Source organism: Flavobacterium antarcticum DSM 19726 (assembly GCF_000419685.1).
GTDB lineage: Bacteria > Bacteroidota > Bacteroidia > Flavobacteriales > Flavobacteriaceae > Flavobacterium > Flavobacterium antarcticum.
In genome coordinates this window covers 572,693-591,012 of record NZ_ATTM01000001.1, presented here as the reverse complement: position 1 = coordinate 591,012, position 18,320 = coordinate 572,693, and the positions used below count along the sequence as shown (strand labels likewise).

Genomic DNA, 18,320 nt, shown 5'->3' with positions numbered 1-18,320 from the left:
TTTCCAATAAATACCATGAAAGATAAAACAATTGATTACGTGCTTCGCGCCACATGGCAAGCAGTTTCCAGGATGTACAACGAAGAAGCAAATAAGTATGGCGCTACAATGGCTACTGGATTCGCGTTGTTGAGCATTGATAAAGAAAATGGAACTCCATCAACCGCATTAGGACCAAAAATGGGTATGGAAGCCACTAGTTTGACACGAACGCTGAAATCAATGGAAGAACGGGGTCTTATCATCCGAAAGAAGAATCCAAACGACGGACGAGGCGTTCTTATTTACCTCACCGATTTTGGTAAAGAGAAAAGAGAACTTTCTAAGAATACCGTTTTAAAGTTCAACGAAACAATTAAGAACAATATTTCAGAAGAAAAGTTGATGCACTTTATGGAAGTATCGGAAATCATCAACGATTTGATTGCCGACAAAAGTATCTTCTCAGAAAACAATAAAAAATAAATACAATAAAATTAAAACATACCTATAATGAAACGACTGATTAAAAAAGTTGCCGTCATTGGTTCAGGAATAATGGGTTCAGGAATTGCCTGCCACTTTGCCAATATTGGTGTAGAAGTACTCCTTTTGGACATTGTACCCCGCGAATTAACCGATGCCGAACAAAAGAAAGGATTGACACTAGAAAACAAAGCAGTGCGAAACCGATTGGTCAACGACCACTTGGCTTTCGCGCTAAAATCGAAGCCCTCTCCTATTTATCACCCAAGTTTTGCACAACGAATTACAACCGGAAACACGACCGATGATCTAACTAAAATTAAAGACGCGGATTGGATTATCGAAGTCGTTGTAGAACGTTTAGACATCAAAAAGCAAGTATTTGAACAGATTGAAAAATACCGCAAACCGGGCACTTTAATAACCTCAAATACTTCCGGTATTCCCATTCATTTTATGAGCGAAGGCCGAAGCGACGATTTCCAGAAACATTTCTGTGGGACGCACTTTTTCAATCCAGCGCGTTATTTGAAATTATTTGAAATCATTCCCGGTCCGGAAACTTCTTCTGAAGTATTAGATTTCTTGAATGAATATGGCGAAAAATTCTTAGGAAAAACATCGGTAGTTGCGAAAGATACTCCGGCATTTATTGGAAACCGTATCGGTATCTTCGGAATTATGAGCATGTTTCACAATGTAAAAGAAATGGGATTCACGGTGGAAGAAATTGACAAATTAACCGGACCCGTTATTGGTCGGCCAAAATCAGCAACATTCCGAACCGTGGATGTGGTCGGTTTAGATACATTGGTGCATGTTGCCAATGGTTTATACGAAGGTGTACCAAATGACGAAGCACACGATTTATTTATGCTGCCAGAATTCATCAGTAAAATGATGGAAAACAAATGGCTTGGAAGTAAGTCCGGTCAGGGTTTTTATAAAAAAGAAGGGAAGGAAATTTTATCGCTTGATTTAGATACTTTAGAATACAGAGCTTCGAAGAAAGCGTCTTTCGCTACGTTAGAATTAACCAAAAGCATCGACAAACCGATTAATCGTTTTAAAGTGCTAATTACAGGTACGGACAAAGCAGGTGAATTTTACCGCAAGGATTTTGGGGGAATGTTTGCTTATGTAGCCAATAGAATTCCTGAAATTACGGAAGATTTATACAAAATTGACGACGCCATGAAAGCCGGTTTTGGTTGGGAAAATGGACCGTTCGAGATTTGGGATGCGGTTGGAATAGAAAAAGGGATTGAATTAATGAAAGCGGAAGGAAAAGAACCGGCTGCTTGGGTAACAGAAATGTTGGCTTCTGGAAATAAATCGTTCTATTCTGTGAAAGAAGGGTCGACGTATTATTACGACATTGGGTCAAAATCACAAAAGAAAATCCCGGGTCAAGATGCCTTCATTATTCTAAACAATATTCGCGAAAGCAAAAAGGTGTGGAGTAACAGTGGCGTTGTTATTGAAGATTTGGGTGACGGCATTTTAAATTTAGAGTTCCAATCTAAAATGAACACGATTGGTGGCGACGTTTTACAAGGAATAAACAAAGCCATTGATTTAGCTGAAAAAGAGTTCGGCGGACTAGTAATAGGAAATCAAGCGCCGAATTTTTCTGTGGGTGCCAATATTGGAATGATTTTCATGATGGCAGTCGAACAAGAATACGACGAATTAAACATGGCAATCAAGATGTTTCAAGACACGATGATGCGAGTGCGTTATTCTGGAATTCCTGTTGTCGTTGCTCCACATGGAATGACACTTGGAGGTGGTTGCGAAATGAGCATGCATGCCGATAAAGTGGTTGCTGCTGCAGAAACGTACATTGGATTAGTAGAATTTGGTGTTGGCGTAATTCCTGGCGGTGGCGGTTCGAAAGAAATGGCTTTGAGAGCTTCGGATTTGTTTAGAAAAAATGACGTTGAATTAAATGTTTTACAAGAATATTTCTTAACCGTTGCCATGGCAAAAGTTTCGACTTCGGCTTACGAAGCGTTTGATTTAGGCGTTTTACAACACGGAAAAGATATTGTGGTAGTGAACAAAGACCGACAATTGGCGGAAGCCAAACAACAAGCTTTATTCATGGCAAATGCAGGTTACACTCAACCCGTTAAACGAAAAGATGTAAAAGTTTTAGGGAAACAAGCCCTTGGAATGTTCCTCGTTGGAACCGACCAAATGCAAGCCGGAAACTACATTTCTGAACACGATAAGAAAATCGCTAACAAACTGGCATATGTAATGGCAGGTGGTGATTTGTCGGAAGCAACGATGGTAACGGAACAATATTTATTGGATTTAGAAAGAGAAGCGTTCTTATCGTTATGCACGGAAAGAAAAACGCTAGAGCGAATTCAACATATGCTAACTACAGGTAAGCCACTTCGTAATTAAAAAACAAGCAACACAGATTTAAGAAATTCTAAAAATTATTAAAATTTCTCTAATTTCTTAAATCTATGTTCCAAAAAAATATTCACAATGAAAACAGCATATATAGTAAAAGCCTACCGAACCGCGGTAGGAAAAGCTCCAAAAGGAGTGTTCAGATTTAAACGACCTGATGAATTAGCGGCAGAAACCATTCAGTATTTATTGAATGAAGTACCGCAACTGGACAAACATCGCATTGATGATGTAATGGTTGGAAACGCCATGCCGGAAGCGGAACAAGGTTTAAACATGGGAAGGTTAATTTCCTTAATGGGATTAAAAATCGAAGATGTTCCTGGTGTTACAGTAAATCGTTATTGTGCTTCGGGAATTGAGACCATTGCAATGGCGACGGCAAAAATCCAATCGGGAATGTCAGATTGTATCATTGCTGGTGGAGCCGAAAGCATGAGTTTTATTCCAATGGGAGGTTACAAACCAACACCTGACTACGCTGTTGCAAAAGAAGGAAACGAAGATTACTACTGGGGAATGGGATTAACTGCGGAAGCGGTTGCCAAGAAATATAACGTTTCTCGTGAAGACCAAGATTTGTTTTCTTTTAATTCACATCAGAAAGCTTTGAAAGCGCAAGCGGAAGGAAAATTTGACAAGCAAATCGTTCCAATTACGGTCAACCAAACTTACGTAGATGAAAATGGCAAGAAAGCTACAAAATCGTATGTGGTAACTAAAGATGAAGGCCCGAGAGCCGATACTTCTTTAGAAGTTTTGGCAAAATTGAGACCAGTATTTGCAGCTGATGGAAGTGTAACGGCAGGTTCATCATCGCAAATGAGTGATGGTGCTTCTTTCGTGCTTGTAATGTCGGAAGATATGGTGAAGGAATTAAATTTGGAACCTATCGCAAGAATGGTAAGTTATGCAGCTGCAGGTGTAGAACCAAGATTAATGGGAATTGGACCCATGAAAGCCGTTCCGAAAGCTTTAACAAAAGCAGGATTAACTTTAAACGACATCGATTTAATTGAATTAAATGAGGCGTTTGCTTCTCAATCATTAGCAGTAATTCGTGAATTAGGTTTAAATCCGGATATCGTAAATGTAAATGGTGGTGCAATTGCACTTGGTCATCCATTAGGTTGTACCGGAGCGAAATTATCGACTCAATTGTTTGATGAAATGAAACGCAGAGGAAATAAATACGGAATCGTAACCATGTGTGTTGGAACAGGTCAAGGTGCAGCGGGAGTTTATGAGGTACTGTAATTAAAAGAAGCAACACAGATTGTAGATATTACTAAAATCTTTTGAAATTTCTCTAATTTCTTAAATCTGTGTTCCAAAATATTAAAAGTAAAAAAAATAAAAAATGGCTGATACAATCGAAAAACAAGTAACACGAGGCGGTCAATTTCTCGTGAAAGAAACAAAATGCGAAGACATCTTTACTCCCGAAGATTTTTCTGAGGAGCAATTGATGATGAAACAAATGGTAAAGGAATTTGTGGACAAAGAAATTTGGCCCAACAAAAGCCGGTTTGAAAATAGAGATTTTGCATTCACAGAAGAATGTATGAAAAAAGCAGGCGATTTAGGTTTGCTAGGTGTTGCGGTTCCAGAAGCTTACGGAGGATTGGGAATGGGATTCGTTTCTACGATGTTGGTTTGTGATTACATTTCAGGTGCTACAGGTTCGTTTTCTACGGCTTTTGGAGCACATACTGGAATTGGAACGATGCCAATTACTCTTTACGGAACAGAAGAACAAAAGCAAAAATACGTTCCTAAATTAGCTTCAGGCGAATGGTTTGGAGCCTATTGCTTGACTGAACCTGGAGCAGGATCGGATGCGAATTCTGGAAAAACAAAAGCAGTTTTATCAGAAGATGGAAAAAACTATTTGATTACTGGTCAAAAAATGTGGATTTCAAATGCAGGTTTCTGTAGTTTATTCATCGTTTTCGCTCGAATTGGCGATGATAAAAACATTACAGGTTTCATCGTAGAAAATGATTCTGCAAACGGAATTTCAATGAATGAAGAAGAGCACAAATTAGGAATTCGTGCCTCTTCTACCCGTCAAGTATTTTTCACGGATACGATAGTGCCTGTTGAAAACATGCTTTCAGAAAGAGGAAATGGATTCAAAATTGCCATGAATGCTTTAAATGTGGGTCGGATTAAACTAGGTGCCGCTTGTCTAGACGCTCAACGTCGTGTTGCCACGGAATCTATTAAATACGCAAACGAACGTGTTCAATTTAATACGGCTATTGCCAATTTTGGAGCGATTCGTTCTAAACTTGCAGAAATGGCAACTTCATGTTATGCAGGAGAAAGCGCTTCGTACCGTGCGGCAAAAGCGATCGAAGACCGCATTGAAGCTCGTGTAGCAGAAGGAGTTTCGCATCAAGAAGCAGAATTAAAAGGTGTGGAAGAATTCGCAATTGAGTGCTCTATTTTAAAAGTAGCGATTTCAGAAGACATTCAGAATTGTGCCGATGAAGGAATTCAAGTTTTCGGCGGAATGGGATTTTCAGAAGACACTCCTATGGAAAGTGCATGGCGTGATGCGAGAATTGCAAGAATTTACGAAGGTACAAATGAGATCAATAGAATGCTTTCAGTAGGAATGCTCGTTAAAAAAGCAATGAAAGGCCACGTTGATTTATTAGGTCCCGCAACAAAAGTAGGCGAAGAATTAATGGGAATTCCTGACTTTGATATGCCGGATTATTCTGAATTATTTTCAGAAGAAAAAGCGATGGTTGCTAAATTAAAGAAAGTGTTCTTAATGGTTGCGGGTTCCGCGGTTCAAAAATATGGACCTGATCTAGATGAACACCAACAATTATTAATGGCTGCTGCAGATATTTTAATTGAAATTTACATGGCTGAATCGACGATCTTGAGAACGGAGAAATTAGCTAAATCAAAAGGTCAGGAAAACATCAAAGAGCAAATTGCAATGGCTCAATTGTACCTGTACCAAGCCGTAGATATTATTAATACAAAAGGAAAAGAAGGTATTGCTTCGTTTTCTGAAGGAGACGAACAACGCATGATGCTGATGGGTTTACGTCGATTTACGAAATACAATACGTTGCCAAATTTAGTTGCTTTACGTGAAATCATCGCCTCTAAGTTAGTGGCAGAAAATGAATATTGCTTTTAAGTTAATATAGTTTTTAGTTTGTTAAAAAAATAGCCGTTGATTTCTCAACGGCTATTTTGATTATATGAACTTCTAAATAATATTTAGCGAACAATTAATTTTTTATTTATTTGCTGTTCTCCTATTTGGACTTTTACAAAATAAACGCCTGCTGGAACATTTAGATGAATGCGTTCGTTAGTTGTAAAATTTTTCTGAAGTACAATCTGTCCCGAAATATTCGATAATTCAACCGCGCCACTTTCGTTTGTACCTGAAATCATAAAATAATTGGTGGCTGGATTTGGATAAACCATCAATTTTAAATCAGAATTTGCAGAAGTAGATAAATTGGAATACCAAGTTTCACCTGCATTCGCACCCCAAATATAATCAGCCAATAACGGATAATCAATAAATGGATTCCGATTCACTTGCCACGTATATATATAGTTATTACGGTTCATTTCAAAATCATCTGCAGGATCTTGCATGTTCCAAGTCAGCAACGTCGCTAAATCTCCCAATTCTCCTACCGTTGTATCAGCAGGATTTCCATTCACCACATCTAATGCATTGTAACGAACACTCATGTAAAATACCGCACGAGCTACATCTCCTTTCCAACTTCCTTGATTGCCACTAAATCCGTTGTAATCTCCTAAACCAAAATCCTTATTATTTCTAGTGCTATTCTCAGTTGCATCTTCCGCTCTTAAATGATGAGCATCCGCATGACCATGAACTAAAACATCGGCACTTGTAGCTTCCCAAACATTAATTCCATCAGGAGTATCAGCGGTTCCATTTGTAAATCCACCACGCGATTGTGGGTAAATATGTTCTCTATTCCACTTTCCTACTCCATTTCCGGTCGTTTGAATTAACAATTTTGAACGCGGAATTTCTTTGTACATCAACCATACTTCATTTCCGTTCAACGGATTTTGATCAGCCGTTTTTAAAATAGTATTTACGTCACCATAATTATGAGCGTGAACAACTGCAGGATTTGCAATTATATCTTGAATCGCTTGTTTCAAAACAGCACCTGACTTGCCTTCAAGCGAACTGTAATAATCAGATGGAGCCGTTGAAGTTACGATACCAAAAGTGGGATTTAACGGTGTTCCCCAAGGTGCCACAAAATAGTCATTGTCAATAATTTCAATTCTAATATTGTCGTTCATTCGGACATATCCTTGTGGCAAGGTGCCAAATTTTATTTTCATCACCTCATCACCTTCATCCTCTGTATCATCAATAACGCTGATCGTTGTAGTAAAAGTTGATTGTCCTTGCGGAATAACTACAGTTGTATTTCCTGTAAAATCATTCGTATTAAAACTAGAATTATTCAGCGTAAAAGTGAAAGTTAAATCAGCGTTTGTGACCGTTTGTGTCGTAAATGTTATCGGAATAACGTCTCCTTCATTATATTGAACCGCAACCGTAGAAATCGTTATCCCATTAAAAATAATACCACTCCCATCATTTGGAACACCGGGCGTTGGAAATTTAGTTTCATACGTTCCATCGTTTTTTCGTTGAATGGACTGAGTTGCTTGTTGTCCATTTTCAGCCTCATTATATTGCACAGTCAAATTTAAAAGCGCCATCAATTCCACCGCATCTGCATCATCGGTATCGTAAGCAATGGCATGAATTAAATTTGTCGTCGTTGCCAAAGTTCCGTCGGGAAAATCTTCAAAACTTCCAGTGTAAATTGCGATTGCATCGGCTCCATTCTGCAATAAATTATCGCCAAATGTTCGCGCTGGAGCAGGAGAAACGTCGTTACTACCAATCAACACCAAGCCATTTGCATCAGTCGTCAAGCCGTTTAAGCTCATGGTGAAATAACTTTTTAGAGCCGTATTTGAACCTGAGTTTGGATTGCCGTTGAAACAAACCAAAACATAACCGTCAAGCGAAAAATTAGGAGTTTGCGTTTTTAATTCAACGAATTCCATATTGTCGATCGAAGGAGTGTCAGAATCAATTTCGTTGATGACAAGAACCTGGCTGTAAGTTGCAAAACTGCAGATTAAACTTAAAAAGAGAAAGTAATTTTTGATCATTATAATATGTTTTTGTTACAAATTTAAACATTTAATTACTTTCAATACGTTAAAAAAAACATTCCTAACATTTTAGTAATCTATAATTTCGCACAATAGCTTTTTAAAAGAGACTTGATTTCTGGTATGCAACTTCGTGCAAAACTTTTAAATAGAAACAAATAAACCTCCCTAGAAATTTTCTACTTTTGCAACATCAAACTTAACAAAGAAAATATGCTTATTATTGGAATTGCGGGCGGAACGGGTAGCGGAAAAACGACCGTGGTACAACAGATCATGAATGAACTTCCCCAAGCAGAAGTAGGAATTATTTCTCAAGACTCGTACTACAAAGAGAATAATAATTTGTCTTTTGACGAAAGAGCCTTGATCAATTTCGATCACCCAAGAGCTATTGATTTTGATTTATTAAGAGAACATCTGACCGAATTGAAAAGTGGAAACACCATTAACCAACCCGTTTATTCATTCGTAACCCACAACCGAACGGAAGACACCATCATCACGCATCCGCGAAAAGTAATGATTGTAGAAGGAATTTTAATCCTTGCTAATCCTGAATTACGGGACATGTTTGACATCAAAATTTACGTGCATGCTGATTCAGACGAACGACTGATTCGCCGACTGAAACGGGACATTGCCGAACGAGGACGCGACATGACTGAGGTTTTGAATCGGTACCAGCATACCTTAAAACCCATGCACGAACAATTCATCGAACCTACAAAAGCCTTTGCAGATATCATCATTCCCAACGACAAATACAACACCGTTGCCATTGATGTCGTTCGTGCGGTAATAAACCAACGAATTCTCTAAAAAATTCCTTATTTTTATACTCAATATTTTTTGGAGCCAGTTCCTGCTATACGTTGCAATCTTTATTTTCCGAACCCCGGAAAATAAAGGATTTCCACTGCTATCAGGGCTATGAATTCCCGTACACCATGAAAAATCCGCTTAAAAAACTGACCGAAAAAAATCCTGTACTCAAATTTCTGAGCAACAAGTACTTTTTGGTTTTAGTATTTTTCGTAGTTTGGATGTTGTTTCTAGATAACTATTCTTACATCGACCACCGTTTCTTGAACAAGGAAATCGATGAGTTGGAAACCAATAAAGAATATTACCAAAACGAAATTAACAAGGATAAAAAAAACATCAAAACACTGAAAAATCCGCATCAAATCGAAAAATATGCCCGCGAAAAATATTACATGAAAAAAGATAGTGAAGACATCTATATCATCGAATATGAAACTGATACTATAAAGTAGTATGTATTTATCAAGAGAGAAATTTTTCAAATTCGCCGACTGATAAAGATGAAGGAGCAACAAAATTTGATAAAATAAAACATAAAAAGCCTAAGCTTCTTGCTAAAAGCCAACCGCTAAATAAAAAAATAAAATGTCTGAAAAACTTTTTACCGATTTTGAACACATCAGCTCCAAACAGTGGAAACAACAAATTCAGTACGACCTCAAAGGTGCCGACTATAACGAAACCTTGGTTTGGGAAAGCCCGGAAGGCATCAAGATAAAACCATTTTATCACGCCGACGAAACGCCTGAACCTTTGTACGCAAGCACTAAAAACGAATCATTCAAGATTTGTCAAAATATTTTTGTTTTCGACGTAGAAAAATCAGTACGACGCAGTTTGGAAACTTTACAAAGAGGTGCTGAAAGTTTGCGTTTTACAATTCAAGACGCAACTATTGATGTGGCAAAATTACTCGAAACTTTACCCTTAGGGAATACAGTCGTTTACTTTAATTTAGAATTTCTAAATGTAGAATTTGTTCAGAAACTAAACGATATTGCCAAAAAAAGAAACGCTACTTTTTATATTCAGCTGGACCCAATCAATCAATTGTCGAAAGACGGAAATTGGTTTACCGACTTAAATTCGGATTTTGATTTATTAAACCAAATTAAATCAACTTGCACGTCTGTAAATTTCCTGTCGATTGACGGAACATTGTATCAAAATGCTGGTGCTACAATGGTGCAGCAAATTGCATATTTCGCTTCGCATGCTACAGAATATTTCAATAGAATTCCAGATCTATCAGGTACAATTGTTGTTGAAGTTGCCGTAGGCTCTCATTACTTTTTTGAAATTGCAAAAATTCGTGCTTTACGATTGGTTCTAGAATCAGTTGCGGCAGCATTTAATCCTGAATTAAAATTCCATATTTTAACGACTCCATCCAAACGAAATAAAACACTTTACGATTATAATGTCAACTTGCTTCGTACTACTACAGAATGCATGAGTGCGATTTTAGGCGAAAGCGACGCTGTTGCTAATTTACCTTATGATGCTTTATATCATAAAGAAAATGAATTTGGCGATCGAATCGCTCGTAATCAATTGTTGGTTTTAAAGCATGAAAGTTACTTTGACAAAGTCAACAATCCAGCTGATGGCGCTTATTATATTGAAAACATTACACAACAAATGGCAGAGAAAGCCTTATTACTTCTCAAAGAAATTGACGCTGCTGGTGGTTTTATCACGCAACTAATTGAAGGAACGATTCAAAAGAAGATTCAGGAAAGCGCTGCAAAAGAACAAGATCTATTCGACTCCGGAAAAGAAGTGTTATTAGGTACAAACAAATACCCAAATAAAGACGACCGAATGAGTCACGACTTGGAATTATTTCCTTTTGTAAAAACCAAACCTCGAAAAACATTGATTACACCAATCATCGAAAAACGATTGGCTGAAAAAATTGAAAAAGAACGTTTGGATAATGAAAAATAAAGAGACCATGAATCGCAAAGACCTCCAAAATATCACCTTAAAAAAACAGACAGATAACGAGATTAGTTCAAATGAACAATCTTCTTTTCTAACTGCTGAAAATATCGAAGTTAAATCGAATTACACCAAAGCCGATATTGAGAATTTAGAGCACATTGGTTTTGGAGCAGGAATTGCCCCAAACTTACGTGGCCCATATTCAACAATGTACGTTCGTCGTCCTTGGACGATTAGGCAATACGCTGGATTTTCAACGGCACAAGAAAGTAATGCTTTTTACCGTAGAAATTTAGCTGCAGGACAAAAAGGACTTTCAATTGCTTTTGATTTGCCAACGCACCGCGGTTATGATTCAGATCACGAACGGGTTGTAGGCGATGTTGGAAAAGCGGGTGTTGCAATCGACTCTGTGGAAGACATGAAAATGTTGTTTGACCAAATTCCACTAGATGAAATGTCGGTTTCAATGACTATGAATGGAGCCGTTTTACCTATTATGGCTTTTTATATCGTTGCTGCAGAAGAACAAGGTGTTTTGCCAAAGTTACTTTCGGGAACGATTCAGAACGATATTCTAAAAGAGTTCATGGTTCGGAATACGTACATCTATCCGCCTACTCCATCCATGAAAATTATCGCTGATATTTTTGAATATACGAGTCGAAATATGCCGAAATTCAATTCGATTTCTATTTCAGGATACCACATGCAAGAAGCTGGAGCAACTGCTGATATTGAGTTGGCCTACACTTTAGCAGACGGATTAGAATATATCAGAACGGGACTTTCGACAGGAATGAAAATTGATGAATTCGCTCCAAGACTTTCCTTTTTCTGGGCAATTGGAATGAATCATTTTATGGAAATTGCCAAAATGAGAGCCGGAAGAATGATTTGGGCAAAACTTTTAAAGCAATTTAATCCGCAAGATGAAAAATCGTTAGCCTTAAGAACGCATTGTCAAACTTCGGGTTGGAGTTTAACTGAACAAGATCCTTTTAATAATGTAGCGCGAACTACAATCGAAGCAGCGGCGGCAGCTTTTGGTGGAACGCAATCTTTGCACACCAATGCATTGGATGAAGCGATTGCTTTGCCAACTGATTTCTCTGCTCGAATTGCCCGAAATACACAAATATTTTTACAAGAAGAAACCAAGATAACCAAAACCGTTGACCCTTGGGCTGGAAGTTATTATGTAGAACAATTGACAAATGAAATTGCGCAAAACGCTTGGAAACTAATTGAAGAAGTAGAAGAATTAGGCGGGATGACCAAAGCAATTGAAGCTGGAATTCCGAAGTTGCGTATTGAAGAAGCGGCGGCGAGAAAGCAAGCGCGTATTGACAGTAATCAAGATATTATTGTTGGAATCAACCAATATCGTTTAGCGAAAGAAGATCCGTTGCATATTTTGGATGTGGACAATCAGATGGTTCGCAAGCAACAACTGGAAAGTTTAGCTGCAATTAAAGTTTCTCGAAATACAGAAGCTGTCAAAGAAAATCTTGATGCACTTACAGAATGTGCTAAAACGGGTAAAGGAAATTTATTAGAATTAGCCGTGACTGCCGCAAGAAACCGAGCGACTCTTGGCGAAATTAGCGATGCATTAGAATTGGTTTTCGGAAGATATAAAGCACAAATTAAATCGTTTAGTGGCGTGTATAGTAAAGAAATTAAGAACAACGAAAGCTTCGAATTGGCAAAACAAAAAGCGAATGAATTTGCCGAACTAGAAGGCAGACGACCTCGAATTATGATTGCAAAAATGGGTCAAGATGGTCACGATCGTGGTGCAAAAGTAGTTGCAACCGGTTATGCTGACGTAGGTTTTGACGTGGATATAGGTCCGCTTTTTCAAACCCCAGCCGAAGCTGCAAAACAAGCGGTTGAAAACGACGTGCATATTTTAGGCGTTTCCTCCTTAGCTGCTGGACATAAAACGTTAGTTCCACAAGTGATTGAAGAATTAAAGAAATACGGTAGAGAAGATATTATGGTTATTGTAGGTGGCGTGATTCCTGCTCAAGATTATCAATATTTATTTGATGCCGGTGCGGTTGCGGTTTTTGGTCCTGGTACTAAAATTAGTGAAGCAGCGATTAAGATTTTGGATATTTTGATTGATGGTTTTAAAGAATAACCCGTATTATAAATAATAAAAACTAAACAAAAAAACCACCAATTGGTGGTTTTTTTGTTTAGTTCTATTTCTAATTTTCTACAAATTAAAAGAAGCACCAAAGTGAACAACAAATTGGTTGTTATAATGTTCAAATCCTCTAACTTGTGAGTCGTAACGTGCTAAAGGAGCAAAAGTCTCCGCATATAAACCGAAACCGTCTGTAAAGAAATAACGAAATCCTAAATGTGCTCCGAAATTTCTAGTTCCTAAATTTAAACCCGGATAAAGATCCATTTTTGGACTTAAACCTAATACATTTCCAATGTTAGCATTGAAACGCACCTTAGCATCTGCTCGATCTTCAAAACTAGCCGAACGCGTGTCGATGTCTTTAGCGTCCAATAAGTAAGTAGCTACAAAACCGAAAGACATATTTTCTCCCAATCCGAAATCAACGGTAGATGTAATTCCAGTTCCACCATTTTGAAGGTTTAAACCAACTTGAAATTTAGTATCGCCTTTACCTTGAAATGCTTGTGCATTTGATATCTGAACTGTAGCAAATACAGCAAGTAATAGTAAAATTTTTTTCATAATTTTTTATTTTTTAAAGTGGTACAAATATAAGATTATCTTGTGTTCCAATCGAATAAATCGCACTTATATCTTAATAACACTTATTTTAAAATGCGGTTAGTTGGAAGCGTCAGATACCAACTATAGTGGAGATTGATATTCGTTTTACAATTTCACTATTTTGGAAAAAAATAATTCCTCTTCGACACTGATTTTTAAAATATAGATTCCCGAGCTTAAATCGTTAGTATTCATTTGAAATGAAGTGCACTTATTTAATTCTTTCGTTACCAATTTAGTTCCTTTATTATCGTAAATAACTGCAATACCATTTTCAATTAAGCGATTAAAGTTAACTGTAAAATAGTCCGAAGCGGGATTAGGAAAAATGAGCAACTTGCGTTCTAACGCTAAATTGTTTGTATTCAAAACAGAAGTAACTTCGACAGATTTTGTTAAAGTATCTACTTTTCCACATTTACTGCTGGTCAAGGAAATCATATAAATACCGGGTGTTGCATACGAATGTGTTGGATTTTCCGCTGTTGAAAAATTCCCGTCGCCAAAGTCCCAATGCAAACTTTCAAATGCTGCAGTGGTATTTGTAAATGAAACCACTCCGCCTTGATTCACTTCTGTAAAATTTGGAATCGTGGGATAAACCGTAAAATCCCAAATTGACAATTGATTGAATACAACGTTTTTTACAGCTAACTTTATACTATTGGCATCATTTTCACTTAAAGTAAAATTCCATGAAATTAAAGTTGGATCTTTCTTGTAAATCACAGTATACAAAGTACAAGCCGCAGCATACGAGCCGGCGGCGGAAGGATGTGAAGCATCGCTTGCATATAAATTTAAACTTGGATTATTCATCCGAAGGTAACGCCAAACTGCACCTCCGGGAGCTACTTCTGCGTCATTATTTTGTGCCATAAATAAATAAGATGCTTGAATTGCATCGTCCATTCCTTCATAGGTGCAGGTCCACGGAATAAACGGACACAGACTTGGATCGCCACTTTCCCTTCCCCACGTCATGTAAAATAAGGGTTGGCTGCATTCGTTATTTTGCCTTACGGAATTGCTTAAAGTTTCAGCAAATGGATATACTTCACTCATTTTCTGAGTTTCGCTTAAAGCTATTTCCTGACTTTGAGCCTGCAGCACGACATAATCCCAAGTATTGGAATTAATCTTACTTAAAGTGGTTGCATCAGTTGCGTGATTCATAAAACGATAACCACCTGGAATATTTGAATCAAAAGTCAAAACATCACCTGTGCTATTTGCCATGTTTTGCACCAGTGACGGAACATCATTTACAGCGGTATAACTGTTTCCTAAAAAAAGCACTTTCTTAGTAATTTGCCCATGGCAAAGAAAAGGGAATACCAATACAAACAAGATGAAATATAAGAAGTGTTTCATAGTCTACTCGTCTGTTTTTAAATCTGCTCTTGGTATTTGAATAAAAAAGGTCGTTCCGATACCTGCTTCACTTTCAAACCAAATTTTACCTTTATTTTGCTCAACCATATCTTTGCAAAGCACTAATCCAATGTGGTGTCCTTTCTCGCCAGAAGTTCCTTGACTGATCGTATGTTCCAGTTTGAAAATTTTCTTTTGTTCTTCGACAGGAATTCCAATTCCTGAGTCTTTAATTGTGATCACCACATTTTTATCAATGATTTCACTTTTCAAAATAATTGAATCTCCCTTTTCACAAAATTTAATACTGTTAGAAAGTAAATTACGCAGCACTACATTCAGCATGTTTTTATCCGCAAAAACAGTTGCAGATTCGTAAATATGATTTTCAATCTGTAATTCTTTATCTACAATTTGCGTGTTCAGAATTTTCAAATTACGTTCGGCTAATACCCGAATTAAGAACACTTCAGGATTAACAATCATACCTTCCAATTGGCTTTTTGACCATTCCAGCAAGTTGTCAAGAAAGTCAGCCGTATTAAAAATATTTTCTTCTAATTTTTTCAACAACATGTTCATTTCTTCTTGCGTCAAATGTCCGCTGAAATACGAATTGAATAACATCTTTAAAGTGGCAATCGGACTTCGTAGATCATGAGAAACGATGGAGAAAAATTTATTTTTTACGCTGTTTATTCGCTCAAGCTCTATCTTCTGTTGATTTGTCAATTCATTTTGAACATGAAGCTCTTCATTCAAATTTTCTAATTCTGAATTAATCGCACTGATCTCCGTTTTCTGTTGTTGCAAAAGCAGGTTGATTTTATTTTTTTGCCTGATCTTTCTCAAATAAAGGAACAACAGTATCAAAAAAATCAATAACAGCGAACTGATGATAATGATTGCCTTTTGGTAGCTTACGTTTTTGGTGGAGATGACTTCATTATTTTTTTCTAACGTAGTATTCTCGGTTCGCATTCGTTGAAAATCAGAGAATATAAATTCGTTTTTAATTTTCTCAATATCAAGACTATCGTTCAATGCGATCACTTCCGTCTGGTATTCAAACGCTTTTTTAAAATCTTTCTTAATTTTTTTAATTTCTATTAGTTCGTCTAATGATCGAATGACAAGACCTTTAGAATTAACTTCTTTCGCTTTCTTATAAGCTAAGTTTGCACTCTTCAATCCATTTTCAATATCTCTTTCTGATACAAATACGCGAGTCAAAGTAATTAAAGCAACGGCTTCTTGGTACTTATTATCTAAAATTTTATTGTTGTCAATGGCAATTTTTAATGCTCTTTTAGCTTCCACGTATTGACCTTTTTTTAAATACAATTCACCCAAACCATAGTTAGCCAATGCAATACCATTTACATCACCTAATTTCTCGCGAATCGACAAGCTTTTTTCATAGTATTTATAAGCGTCCGCATCTTTATTTAGAGCTCGACTTGAATTTCCTAAAATATAATTACCATAAGCGATACCCGACTCATCTTTCATTTTTTCAAAACTTTCTAAAGCTTGTCGAAAATAAATTTCCGCTATTTTATATTCTTCCAAGTCAAAATAAAGGGAACCTAAATTTATGTATGTTTGATTTAAACCCTTTTGATGGTTCAGCTTTTTGAAAATTTTAAGTGCTAATTCATAATTTTTTATTGCTTCTTGTGGATTGTCTAACCGATCAAAAGTATATCCAATTCCTACATAAGCGCGTGCTTCTTGACTTGGTATTTTCTTTTCAATTGCAAGGCGTAAACCTTTAGTAAAGTAATACATCGAACTATCATAATTGGTTTTGATTCCATGGACCATCGCCATATCTAAATAGGCCAAAGGAATTATAGAGTCAATTTTATACTTTTCTGAGATATCACGCATTTGCTTTGCATAGATATATTTCTTGTCAGGGTCAATAGACGTTAAGTTTTGAGAAAGACCCCGTAAAATAGGAATTTTCTTTAAAGGTGTTTTCTCTTTTTCTAATGCAATGACAAGACTGTCTATTACTATATTTTGCGCAAAAACTGCCAAATTAGCAATTACTAAAAAAGTAGCTGTAATAAGGAATCGTTTAGTAATAAATGGATTAGACATACAAATGAAGGCTTATGATTAAATTTAGTCAATAGAACTCAGAAAATTTCAAAAAATACGGATGCAATTTTGTTAAAGGTACCAAAAATATGTTTTTATTATGAAAATAATTAAAGTCAAATCTTTTTTTATTACTATTTTCTATGGTAAATTACGTCAGTTATAATTATTCAAATAAAATTTAAAAACATACTATGGATTTCACTAAAAAAATGCTTCGCGACAATGCACTTGCAGACAAAGTTATTGTAGTAACAGGCGGCGGAAGTGGTTTGGGAAAAGCAATGACGAAATATTTTATGGAATTAGGAGCAAAAGTGGCCATCACTTCGCGCGATTTAGAAAAACTTAAAAATACTGCCAAGGAATTAGAAACAGAAACAGGCGGAATTTGCCTACCCTTGCAATGCGACGTACGTCATTACGACCAAGTGGAAGCGATGTTGCAAGCCACTTTAAAAGAATTTGGCAAAGTTGACGTGTTACTAAATAATGCAGCGGGAAATTTCATTGCTCCAACCGAACGTCTTTCTGCAAACGCATTTGATACCATTATTGATATTGTTTTGAAAGGTTCAAAAAACTGTACACTTGCTTTTGGAAAACATTGGATCGATTCAAAACAAGAAAGTTCTACCATTTTAAATATTGTAACTACGTATGCTTGGACAGGTTCTGCTTACGTCGTACCAAGTGCAACGGCAAAAGCAGGAGTTCTTGCCATGACACGGAGTTTAGCAGTTGAATGGGCCAAATACGGAATTCGTTCCAATGCCATTGCTCCAGGACCATTTCCTACAAAAGGCGCTTGGGACCGATTATTACCTGGAGATCTAGCAGAAAAATTTGACATGGCTAAAAAAGTGCCATTAAAACGCGTGGGCGATCACCAAGAATTAGCCAATCTAGCTGCGTATTTAGTTTCTGATTTTTCAGCATACATGAATGGTGAAGTAGTAACAATTGACGGTGGTGAATGGCTTAAAGGCGCTGGACAATTTAATTTATTAGAAGCCATTCCCGAAGAAATGTGGGACCATCTTGAGGCTCTGATTAAAGCAAAAAAGAATAAATAACAGCGTTATTTTATCACTGAAATCAAAACAAAAAGCCAACAGCGTAATTATGAACAAAGTAATTCACGCTGTTTTTTTGTTGATAAATAGATTTC

At 36.8% G+C, this 18,320-nt stretch carries 13 protein-coding genes; 9 read left to right on the top strand and 4 right to left on the bottom strand.

Annotated elements, in window-relative coordinates; translation table 11 throughout:
* The first annotated feature begins 15 nt into the window (after positions 1-15).
* From YWA_RS0102800 to YWA_RS0102785, 4 genes are all read left to right on the top strand, one after another.
* Positions 16-465, top strand: a complete 450-nt coding sequence (locus tag YWA_RS0102800) for a MarR family winged helix-turn-helix transcriptional regulator (RefSeq protein ID WP_022826976.1) — start codon at positions 16-18, stop codon at positions 463-465.
* A 27-nt stretch (positions 466-492) separates the two neighbouring features.
* On the top strand, positions 493-2,883 hold the full coding sequence (locus YWA_RS0102795; RefSeq protein WP_022826975.1) for a 3-hydroxyacyl-CoA dehydrogenase/enoyl-CoA hydratase family protein: 2,391 nt from the start codon (positions 493-495) through the stop codon (positions 2,881-2,883).
* An 87-nt stretch (positions 2,884-2,970) separates the two neighbouring features.
* Positions 2,971-4,152 (top strand): acetyl-CoA C-acyltransferase, encoded by a 1,182-nt coding sequence (locus tag YWA_RS0102790; RefSeq protein WP_022826974.1) that lies wholly within the window; start codon positions 2,971-2,973, stop codon positions 4,150-4,152.
* A 103-nt stretch (positions 4,153-4,255) separates the two neighbouring features.
* On the top strand, positions 4,256-6,061 hold the full coding sequence (locus YWA_RS0102785) for an acyl-CoA dehydrogenase family protein (protein WP_022826973.1): 1,806 nt from the start codon (positions 4,256-4,258) through the stop codon (positions 6,059-6,061).
* An 83-nt stretch (positions 6,062-6,144) separates the two neighbouring features.
* Here YWA_RS0102785 and YWA_RS0102780 read toward each other — a convergent pair whose 3' ends face one another.
* On the bottom strand, positions 6,145-8,121 hold the full coding sequence (locus tag YWA_RS0102780; protein ID WP_022826972.1) for an endonuclease: 1,977 nt from the start codon (positions 8,119-8,121) through the stop codon (positions 6,145-6,147).
* Between the two features lie 216 nt (positions 8,122-8,337).
* Between YWA_RS0102780 and udk the strand changes: the two genes are divergently transcribed.
* From udk to scpA, 4 genes are all read left to right on the top strand, one after another.
* On the top strand, positions 8,338-8,946 hold the full coding sequence (gene udk / locus YWA_RS0102775; protein WP_022826971.1) for a uridine kinase: 609 nt from the start codon (positions 8,338-8,340) through the stop codon (positions 8,944-8,946).
* Positions 8,947-9,074: 128 nt separating this feature from the next.
* Positions 9,075-9,404 carry an FtsB family cell division protein gene (locus YWA_RS0102770; protein ID WP_022826970.1) on the top strand — a complete coding sequence of 110 codons (330 nt, stop codon included), beginning with the start codon at positions 9,075-9,077 and terminating at the stop codon, positions 9,402-9,404.
* A gap of 133 nt (positions 9,405-9,537) precedes the next feature.
* Positions 9,538-10,902, top strand: coding sequence for a methylmalonyl-CoA mutase subunit beta (locus YWA_RS0102765; RefSeq protein ID WP_022826969.1), 1,365 nt, complete (start codon positions 9,538-9,540; stop codon positions 10,900-10,902).
* Positions 10,903-10,909: 7 nt separating this feature from the next.
* Entirely contained in the window at positions 10,910-13,048 is a 2,139-nt protein-coding gene (gene scpA, locus YWA_RS0102760) for a methylmalonyl-CoA mutase (RefSeq protein WP_026718529.1), read from the top strand.
* A gap of 78 nt (positions 13,049-13,126) precedes the next feature.
* Here the strand turns inward: scpA and YWA_RS0102755 are convergent, their stop codons facing one another.
* From YWA_RS0102755 to YWA_RS0102745, 3 genes are all read right to left on the bottom strand, one after another.
* Positions 13,127-13,624 (bottom strand): DUF6646 family protein, encoded by a 498-nt coding sequence (locus YWA_RS0102755; RefSeq protein ID WP_022826967.1) that lies wholly within the window; start codon positions 13,622-13,624, stop codon positions 13,127-13,129.
* A 147-nt stretch (positions 13,625-13,771) separates the two neighbouring features.
* On the bottom strand, positions 13,772-15,040 hold the full coding sequence (locus YWA_RS0102750; RefSeq protein ID WP_084682974.1) for a T9SS type A sorting domain-containing protein: 1,269 nt from the start codon (positions 15,038-15,040) through the stop codon (positions 13,772-13,774).
* Between the two features lie 3 nt (positions 15,041-15,043).
* On the bottom strand, positions 15,044-17,149 hold the full coding sequence (locus YWA_RS0102745) for a tetratricopeptide repeat-containing sensor histidine kinase (RefSeq protein ID WP_022826965.1): 2,106 nt from the start codon (positions 17,147-17,149) through the stop codon (positions 15,044-15,046).
* 194 nt (positions 17,150-17,343) lie between these two features.
* Between YWA_RS0102745 and YWA_RS0102740 the strand changes: the two genes are divergently transcribed.
* Positions 17,344-18,225 (top strand): SDR family oxidoreductase, encoded by an 882-nt coding sequence (locus YWA_RS0102740; RefSeq protein ID WP_022826964.1) that lies wholly within the window; start codon positions 17,344-17,346, stop codon positions 18,223-18,225.
* Positions 18,226-18,320: the final 95 nt, after the last annotated feature.